Annotated in this window: 8 protein-coding genes and 1 riboswitch; of the genes, 5 read left to right on the top strand and 3 right to left on the bottom strand. The window is 47.5% G+C overall.

Annotated features, from left to right (window positions below; translation table 11 throughout):
• On the top strand, positions 1-2010 hold a 2010-nt coding region (locus PF479_RS04790), incomplete at its 5' end, for an ATP-binding protein (protein ID WP_298002848.1).
• A gap of 36 nt (positions 2011-2046) precedes the next feature.
• Here the strand turns inward: PF479_RS04790 and PF479_RS04785 are convergent.
• Genes PF479_RS04785 through PF479_RS04775 form a run of 3 tightly spaced genes read right to left on the bottom strand, consistent with a single transcriptional unit; the run spans position 2047 to position 5235 of the window.
• Positions 2047-3105, bottom strand: a complete 1059-nt coding sequence (locus tag PF479_RS04785; protein ID WP_298002845.1) for a mandelate racemase/muconate lactonizing enzyme family protein — start codon at positions 3103-3105, stop codon at positions 2047-2049.
• A gap of 1 nt (position 3106) precedes the next feature.
• A complete protein-coding gene (locus PF479_RS04780) occupies positions 3107-4165 on the bottom strand; it encodes a DUF1611 domain-containing protein (RefSeq protein ID WP_298002842.1) in 1059 nt (352 codons plus the stop codon).
• Positions 4166-4167: 2 nt separating this feature from the next.
• The gene (locus PF479_RS04775; RefSeq protein ID WP_298002839.1) at positions 4168-5235 is read right to left on the bottom strand and encodes a pyridoxal-phosphate dependent enzyme; all 1068 of its coding nucleotides are present in this window, start codon (positions 5233-5235) and stop codon (positions 4168-4170) included.
• A gap of 156 nt (positions 5236-5391) precedes the next feature.
• On the opposite strand from PF479_RS04775, the gene PF479_RS04770 reads away from it, so the two are divergent.
• The 4 genes from PF479_RS04770 to PF479_RS04755 all read left to right on the top strand — a co-directional run.
• The gene (locus PF479_RS04770; protein WP_298002836.1) at positions 5392-6015 is read left to right on the top strand and encodes a hypothetical protein; all 624 of its coding nucleotides are present in this window, start codon (positions 5392-5394) and stop codon (positions 6013-6015) included.
• 35 nt (positions 6016-6050) lie between these two features.
• A riboswitch (cobalamin riboswitch) is annotated at positions 6051-6239 on the top strand.
• 108 nt (positions 6240-6347) lie between these two features.
• The gene (locus tag PF479_RS04765; protein WP_298002833.1) at positions 6348-6824 is read left to right on the top strand and encodes a hypothetical protein; all 477 of its coding nucleotides are present in this window, start codon (positions 6348-6350) and stop codon (positions 6822-6824) included.
• On the top strand, positions 6825-7751 hold the full coding sequence (locus PF479_RS04760) for a hypothetical protein (protein ID WP_298002830.1): 927 nt from the start codon (positions 6825-6827) through the stop codon (positions 7749-7751). It abuts the gene before it with no gap.
• Positions 7748-8634: TonB-dependent receptor (locus PF479_RS04755; RefSeq protein WP_298002827.1), on the top strand; the 887-nt coding region annotated here is incomplete at its 3' end. The genes PF479_RS04760 and PF479_RS04755, both read left to right, overlap by 4 nt.

Raw genomic sequence — 8634 nt, 5'->3', positions numbered from 1 at the left:
TTCCTGGCACAGCACCGCAGAGCCGATGACAGTATCCGGGATGTTGAAGTTTTTTCCGAAACCATTGTACAGAATGAGAATCCCCTGCTTTTCTCAATAATCCACGATATTACAGACCGCCTCGAGACCGACAAAAAACTTCAGAAAAGTGAATACCAGCTTTCAAGAGCAGAACTCATTGCCAAACTGGGTCATTGGGAACTGGACTATAATAATAATTGCTATACTATTTCCAAGGGTACCGAGGAAATATATGGCATAAAAGGTGAAGTGATAGATAAGACAATCGTTCAGTCAATCCCTTTGAAGGAATATCGTCCATTATTGGACAAGGCCCTTCATGATTTGATACACAAAGAGACTCCTTATGATATTTTTTTTGAGATTCTTCGTCCTTCAGATGATAAAAAAAGAATCATACATTCGGTCGCCCAATATGACAAAGATGATAACATAGTATTTGGCGTCATTCATGATATAACTGCGTTTAAAAGGGCAGAAGAAGAAATCCAACAGGAGAGAGAACTTCTGGATATTACTTTACACAGTATTGGTGACGGTGTAATCACGACAGATAACAAGGGAAGGATTCAGCTGATGAACCCGGTTGCAGAAGAATTAACCGGCTGGTCGATTTCCGAGTCTCTGATGAAGCCCCTTCCGGAAGTTTTTAACATCGTAGATGAATACACGAGAATGCCCTGTCAGAATCCGGTAGATCTTGTTTTTAAGTCAAAAAAAATCATTGAGCTGGCGAACCATACAATGCTGATTTCTAAAGATGGTCGAGAGTTGATCATTGCCGACAGTGGAGCCCCGATTAAAAACAAAACCGGTGAGATTATCGGAACGGTCCTGGTATTCCGGGATACGACAGAGAAACAAATGATCCAGGACCGGATCATCAGGGCTGAAAAGCTGGAGTCCCTCGGTGTTCTGGCTGGTGGGATTGCCCATGACTTCAATAATTTACTGGCCGGAATATTCGGATACCTTGAACTGGCCAGGCTTGAAAATAAAAATGTAAAAGTATCCAGGTATCTGGATAACTCTATAAAAGTTTACAATCGGACTGTCGATTTAACAAAGCAGCTCCTCACATTTTCAAAAGGCAATATTCTGAATCGAAAAAATGCCAGTCTGGACGGTCTGATCAGGGATTCTGCAAATTTTTCTTTAAGCGGCTCTGCGCTTACTTGCTCAATCACCATTGAGGAAGATCTTTTTTTATGCAGTTATGATGAGAATCAAATCGGTCAGGTATTGGACAACCTTCTTATCAATGCCAAACAGGCCATGCCTGAAGGAGGAACGATACAAATCATTGCAAGGAATGTATTTATTCATTCTCAATCTAAACACAATCTGCCGGAAGGAACCTATGTATGTGTTTCTATCCGGGATAGCGGCACGGGGATTACCCCTGAAATACTCCCCAGAATCTTTGACCCTTTCTTTTCAACAAAGCAAAAGGGTTCTGGTTTAGGTTTAGCCACATGTTTCTCCATCCTTGAGAGGCACGACGGCAGTATCGATGTTCAGAGCAGCAGGGAAGGTACAGTCTTTAGTTTTTATCTGCCTGCTGTGAGGGGAAGCATTGAAAAATCAGACAGATCAGTTAAGAAGGAATTGACCTCTGGAGGGACGATTCTCATTATGGATGACGAGCCCTCCATACGAACCATCCTCGGAGTCTATCTCAAGTCAATCGGATTTAGCGTTGCCGAAACTCAAGATGGCAGGGAATTACTTGAGATTCTTGAAAAGAATAATTCAGAGGGCATCCAGTATGATGCAGCCATACTGGATCTTACGATTCCGGGCGGAATGGGAGGAGTAGAAACTCTAAAGCAGATACGCGAAGGCGGTTATACATTCCCTGTCTTTGCAATGAGCGGTTATTCAGAAGATTCAGTGATTTCTGAGCCTGAGAAAAATGGTTTTACAAACAGCCTCTCAAAACCTTTCAAAATGGAAGATCTTTCCGACCTATTGGGCCACTATCTATAAAGCGGCAGCCCTGAGAGATAAATCAATAAGAATCAATTACATCCCTTTCCAGCCGAAACCGGGGAGATGTGACGGATAAAGCCATCCCTTCTCCAATATAACACAATCCTTTGCCGGGTCGCCAATAAGCCCCATATGACCGTCCAGGTCGGCATAGCGAATATTTTTCCGGCTCAATGCAAAATGGAGCCCTGCGGCGATGCCTATAGCGGATTCATCCATACAACCCACCATGACTTCTACACCCGCCGCTCTGGCCACCGCATCCATCTGGATGGCTTCCGAGAGGCCTCCCACCTTCATGATCTTGATATTCATCAGATCAATGAGTCCCCTTTTCACGAGATGAAAGGCATCCAGCAGGGAAACAAGGCTTTCATCAGCCATGACCGGCATGGCTGAAAAGTTGGTTACCACCCCCAGATCCTCTGGTCTGGCTTTCGTCGTGGGCTGCTCGATAAGCTCTATATTCAGAAGACCCGATTTGTTTATAAAAACCTTGGCTTCATCAATGGAATAACCCTGGTTGGCATCAAAGCGAATCTGAACCTTAGGGTCAATCTTTTTTCTTAACTGGGTGATCCTGTCAATGTCCAGCTGAACATCCTGACCTCCCTTGATCTTGAGGATAGAGAAGCCTGAATCCGTGTATTCCCGGGCTTTATTCAGGGTTTCATCAATGCCGCAGATGCCGATGGTGATACGGGTTTTAATCTTGCTCCTATACCCGCCCAGAATTTTCCAAACCGGCAGATCAGCCTTCTTACCCAAAAGATCCCAGAGAGCCATGTCTAATGCCGCCCAGAGGCTGAAGAGTCCGGGGGTTCTTTTTTTCAGATCGTTGACAAGCAAGGCCCGTCTAAAGGGATCTTTATGCAGCAGGAAGGGGATCTGATCCAGGGCCTTTGTGTAAATGACGTCAGGGTACTCTCCTGTAACATGGGGATCCGGTGCGGCACAGCCCCAACCGTCCAGGATTCCCGAACTGATTCTGATGAGGATATTTTCGGCTATATCAAATCGGCTGTAAGCTACTTCATAGGGTTCAACCAGATCCATATCCAGCCTGTAGACCTCAACAGAATCAATTTTCAAATCAGAGCTCCTGAACGAGAGAGATTAACTTATCCACACCATGAACCAGGGGGTCAACAACTTTCCGCTTACATTTCTTTTCAAGATCTCTGCAGACCTGGTCAATATCCTCAGGAGGGATTCCTTCGTGATTCACAGTGACAGCAAAGACGGGTTTCTTGGAAAGGAATTCGGCAATATGTATCTGATCATTCAAAGAGTCCATGGCATAGCCCGGGAATCCGTCATATTCCATCCGGAAGGGTGCATGCTGCATGATGATGCCATGAGGCCTTCCGGCTGCCAGGATTTCGAATCCTCCCGGATAACCCGGGTTCATCAGACTGCCCTGTCCCTCAATGACAGCAAAGTCCATATTAAGGTTTTTCCATGCACTCCAGATGGCATGTTCCAGCTCGCCGCTGATAAAATCATTGAGCAGGGAATCCAGAATGATGCCGTACTTGGCTCCCTGCATCCAGGCCGTCTGCCCCGTTCCGATCATTTCGGCACTAAATCCAGCCCTTCTGATGGCCTGCACCAACAACCAGGATGTCGTTCGTTTTCCTATGGCCGAATCGGTCCCCATCATGGCGATTCTTTTAGATGTCACATCTTCAATTTTGCCGGTGAAGGCATGTTTCTTCTGCATATCCACTTTTCTGATATCCCGGAGAACCAATCCCTTTTCCAGGGCTAATTCGCTGATCTCAGGAATATCACAGAGGAAGTCATGCAGCCCCGAGTCTATATTCAATCCTTTCCCCAAGGCCTCCAGGACAGCTTCGGCAACATGCGAGTCCATCACACCTCCGTCGGTAGCGATCCCCACAACAAAATGAGTCAGTTTTTTTGAAGACTGACCTGCTATCTTAAGGGCCTCCGGAAGACTGGCAACAATGGGTATTCCCGATGCCTTTCTATCCAGCACCGATCCTGCATCCTGACCGGCAAGAGTACTGTCAACGACGGCAAGGATATCGTAACGGTCTGTAAAACGAACCAGCCCATGCGCCGTTTTTCCATAGGTTGACGCAAAGGCTCCTTCACAATAAACAACTGCATTTCCATCTAATGACATATTCACCTCCGTCCTGTTATAACAGCTACAAAACGATCCCCAGACAAAGGGAACTTACTATGATATTCGATAAGCGCAATCAGTCCGGCTGTTGATGCCGGCAACACAGAAAGGCCTTCATTGTTTTTGATAAAATTGGAGTAGTAAGTCATCTTCCGGTCACTGGCATCAGAAGCCCATCCACCCGAACGATACACCGCATCCAGGGCCATGGTACCGTCAATGGAGTGCCAGTTGATGAGGGGCTCATTCACAAGGGACTCCTTGATTCGGGAGGGTTCAAGATCCTCACAACTCTTAAGGCCTTTTTTAAAAGAAGACGTGATGGGATTTTTATATGAACTTGATCCGGCGATAATCTTGGGAATCCGGGATGTTTTGCCCCTCCGGTACAACTGTTGAAACCCTCTATAAATCCCCGTTATGGTCGTTCCATTTGACACCGGAACAGCCACAATCGCCGGAGCATCCCGCAGTTCATCATAGATTTCACCGGCAATTTCACTATAAGCCTTCAGCTGCAGGTTTGTGTTGATCCCTCCCGGATTGGCATCATATAAATCCTGTTCCAGGGCATAAGAACTGGAAATGCTTATGGCCTCTTCATAGTCCGCACCCTCCCGTATAATCGTAGCCCCCCACTTCAGGATCTCACTCTCACGGGGAATATGATAGGTTTTGGGAACAAAGATACAGGTCTTTAAACCTGCCAGACTGGCCGCAAAAGCAACGGCCACGCCATAGTTTCCGCAGGTAGCAAAACAGAGAGTATCATACCGGCGTCTCAGGGCATCCTGCACCTGAGCAAAAGCAATCCTGTCTTTTTGTGTTCCCGAAGGATTTCCGCCCTCAAATTTCAAATAGATCTGGCGTAAGCCGACCTCCCTTTCAATATTCCTGGCCCGGAGGAGCACCGTATCGCCTACTTCCGAAGCTATAATATCCTCAAATGCATCCAGCCTCTGCTCGAGGTCAAAGTCATGATTGGAGCTGGAGCTTATCAGATCACTGATTTCTCCGGAAACCTGCAATAGATTTCCCTGGGCTTCATCCATCATCGGATTCTTCAATTTTTCACCATTTTCCATTGCTGTGAAGTATAAGTGGAATTGCTTTAAAAACTACTACTATAGTATTTTTTTTATGCAACATTTCTGGTTATTTATAGCAGAAAATGCAACAATCTCAAAAGAATGTCACGGTTTACAAATGATAGGGAGAATTTAATGCTTAATAAGCCGGAAACCACAGCCGCTGCGCTGGAAAATCTTCGAAAGCTGGATAATTTCAACTGGATGATGGTCATCTGTCTCGCCTTTGTCCTCTATGTGTATATGACTGCCATAGAAAATAAAAAATGGAAGCAGATAGCAGCCGGACTGGCCCTTTATGGTGTCCACTGGTTCGTTGAAATTGTGAATGCTCTGATTCAGCACTTCTCGGGCCATGCCCTTTGGACAGCCAGCGGCGGCACAACCTTTCTAATCCTTATCGGAGTGGGAATTGAGATCAGCTTTATGTTTTCCGTTTCCGGACTGATCCTGTCAAAGGTCCTTCCAGAAGATAAAAACATGAAGATGCTGGGGATCAACAACAGAATCTTCTTAGCCGTTGTGAACGCCTTCCTGGTGGCTCTTATCGAGATTCCCCTGGCGGCATCTCCCATTTTCCATTGGGTTTATCCCTGGTGGGGCATGCTGACTGTGTGGATATTCATCTACATTCCCTTCTTTTTAGCAGCCTTCCTCTGTTATGATGCCAGGGCCAGAACAAACAAGATCTTCCTGGGGTCCCTCTATGCCTTGAACCTCATCATGATGCTCGCGTTTATCCCCCTGGGCTGGATTTAACAGTAAGATTCTACAAGAGAATCACAATAGTTTTATAGATGGGATGTTAAATCCCGTGTTCAATAAGAGGATCAATATTTCAGAGGAAGTAAGGTTAAAAGCCTTCACGGACCCGCCACTGTAAGGGAGCGAGACCGACTGCAATACCACTGGTATGAAAATACCGGGAAGGGCAGTTCGGCAGGCCCCGAGTCAGGAAACTCTGGTGTTGAAAAAATGTATTTCAGGCTTCGTGGAATAAGCCGGGAGATATGCTCTATCCGTAATATTTAGTCTTATTTATTACTTTAGAGCCAATCCTGTCTTTTTTTCCCGCCGCAACAGGAAGGAAAATGAAAATCAAACAACTCTCTCTCTTTTTAATGGTTCTCCTCGTCATTACAGGATTTATGTCCTGTGATTTGAATAGCAGTGACGAAGCTTCTTTGGCAATTATTGGTGAATGGGATACAGGATATGTATGGGACGGTGTAACTTATGAAAGCAAAATTGTCCTTACAGAAACTGTTTTTCAAAACTATTCTGGTGGAGAGCTTTTATATTCAGCCAAGATTGTCAGCTTCGAGAACTCAGGATGGAACGGAGGGGAAAGCGGAGAAGGAGAACATGGTTATATAGTTATCCAGTTTGACAATAACAAGTATATGGTCCTCCGCTGGGAAAATTTCATTGCGGGAACTTCCATGGACTATTCAGAAGGGTATAATTTTGTTACTGAAGAGTATTTTGATACCCCCGAAGATGCTATTGTAGGGGCTACCGAGGCGACAGGATTTTTCGGTGGTTTCTCAAGTACAACAAAACTATAAATGCTCATACGCATCTGTAGAGCAGCCCTTTTAGGAGGGCTGTTTCTACTTTTTTTCAGCTGTGATAGCAACACTCCTCTTTCACCAGTAGCACCGGATGATGCAGAAGAAATGAGCTGGCAGGAGCTGCTGGCCTCAGACCCCGCCTACCCCGACAATGTCTACCTGACCAATTTTATTGAATGGTCTCCCGGCATCGTGGGCACATCCAGGCAGGGCGGTGAGTATACCGACAGCGAGGGGCATCCCCTCGTGGAGTATACCCTGGATGCTCTGGGGCCACCTGAAGGTTCCGGCTCGGGGACCAGCGGTGAGGGAAAAACCTGCCCCCTGGGAGTCAACGGCTGGGGAGTCTGGGGATTTGACCCCCGTTTTGTCATCATAAACGGTGATGGAGATGATTTTATCACCTTTGCCAAGACCTTCGCCTGGGGCAGCAAGGCCGATGGCTTATGCTCCGAACTGGCCCATGTGGAAGTCTCAGAGGACGGAGTGAAATGGTACAGCCACAACAACGAAGAGTTTGTTGAAAACCCTACACCCGACAGCAGCAATGGAAACTATAGCTATGCCTCTGTAAAGAATCTGCACGGCAATGAACCGAGCTGGGCCAACTTCCGCACAGACATTCAGGCCGAAAGCCTTGAAAACCTGAGCGGAGTCGATCAATGGGTTCCTATGACTGGTGTCACAGTGAGCCGCTATTTCACTGCCTCCGATGTGAACCTGGGAGGCATCGGTTTCAATTTAGATGACTTTTACCATGACGGTGATCCCTGGCCGTCTGATGGAAAAATGAAGTACCTGAAAATCATAGATGACGATACCATTCTGGATGGTCAGGACTACGACAAGACATGGTGCCTGGGTGCCAACCTGATGTCTGCCTTAGGTATCAACACAGAACCTGCCGGAGGCGGCAGTTGAAAAGGCATGCCGGATTACTCTCTGGTCTGCTGTTTCTGACTCTCTCCCTGGGGGCACAAAATGCTTCCGAGCCTCCCGAATCCGACAAGATTATTATTACCGGTGAACGGTCTACCACGGATACGGCCTCAGGGCAGAAAACGGTCATCGAAAAAGAGAGCTGGGAGAGGATGGGAGCCCGAACTGTCAGCGAAGCTCTGCAGGTCTCGCCGGGTGTGACTGTCAGCCGGTCTGGAACCACACTGGAACCTTCCACTGTCAGCATCCGGGGCAGCAGCGGCCAGCAGGTTCTGATCCTTGTCAACGGAGTCCCCCAGAACAACGGAAAAGGGGATACTGTCAATCTGAACTCCTTCTCACTCAAAGACATCGAACGCATCGAAGTGATCCGGGGAGGCAACAGCGCCGTATACGGGGAAGGAGCCTTCGGCGGGGTCATCAATATCATTACGAAAAAAGAAGCCTCCCCTTTTCCTGAAGGGGGAGTGTCCCTCTCTGCCGGTTCCTTTCAGACCTACACCGGGGCTGCCTGGCTGAGAGGTCCTCTTTCTCCCGGAGGAACCCTGACGGGAACCCTTGCCCTGGAGGGCCGCAGGACAGGCGGGGAATTTGATTACCCCCTGGAAGAAGGAAGTGAGGTCAGGACCAACAGCAGTGGCTGGGCCGCCAACGCCCGGGGTGGACTCTCCTGGAACAAGGGGGGCATGGATAGTTCAGTGTTGTCCCTGGAGACCAGTCTTTACAGCAGCAGCCGGGGAGTCCCGGGGATCATGGAGTTCCTCACTCCCGATGCCCATCTGGAAGAATCCCGAGTGGGAGGGACCCTGGGATGGCTCTTAACACCCCACTCCTATAGGGAACTGACTCTGGATACGGAGTTCAG

The organism is Oceanispirochaeta sp. (assembly GCF_027859075.1).
GTDB lineage: Bacteria > Spirochaetota > Spirochaetia > DSM-2461 > DSM-2461 > Oceanispirochaeta.
Note: the sequence above shows the minus strand (reverse complement) of the source record. Positions and strands in the feature narration are given on the sequence as shown.

Excerpts from the sequence above, each read along its gene's own strand:
- PF479_RS04780 (WP_298002842.1), bottom strand. The coding sequence starts at position 4,165 with ATGTCATTAGATGGAAATGCAGTTGTTTATTGTGAAGGAGCCTTTGCG.
- PF479_RS04770 (WP_298002836.1), top strand. The coding sequence starts at position 5,392 with ATGCTTAATAAGCCGGAAACCACAGCCGCTGCGCTGGAAAATCTTCGA.
- PF479_RS04765 (WP_298002833.1), top strand. The coding sequence starts at position 6,348 with ATGAAAATCAAACAACTCTCTCTCTTTTTAATGGTTCTCCTCGTCATT.
- PF479_RS04760 (WP_298002830.1), top strand. The coding sequence starts at position 6,825 with ATGCTCATACGCATCTGTAGAGCAGCCCTTTTAGGAGGGCTGTTTCTA.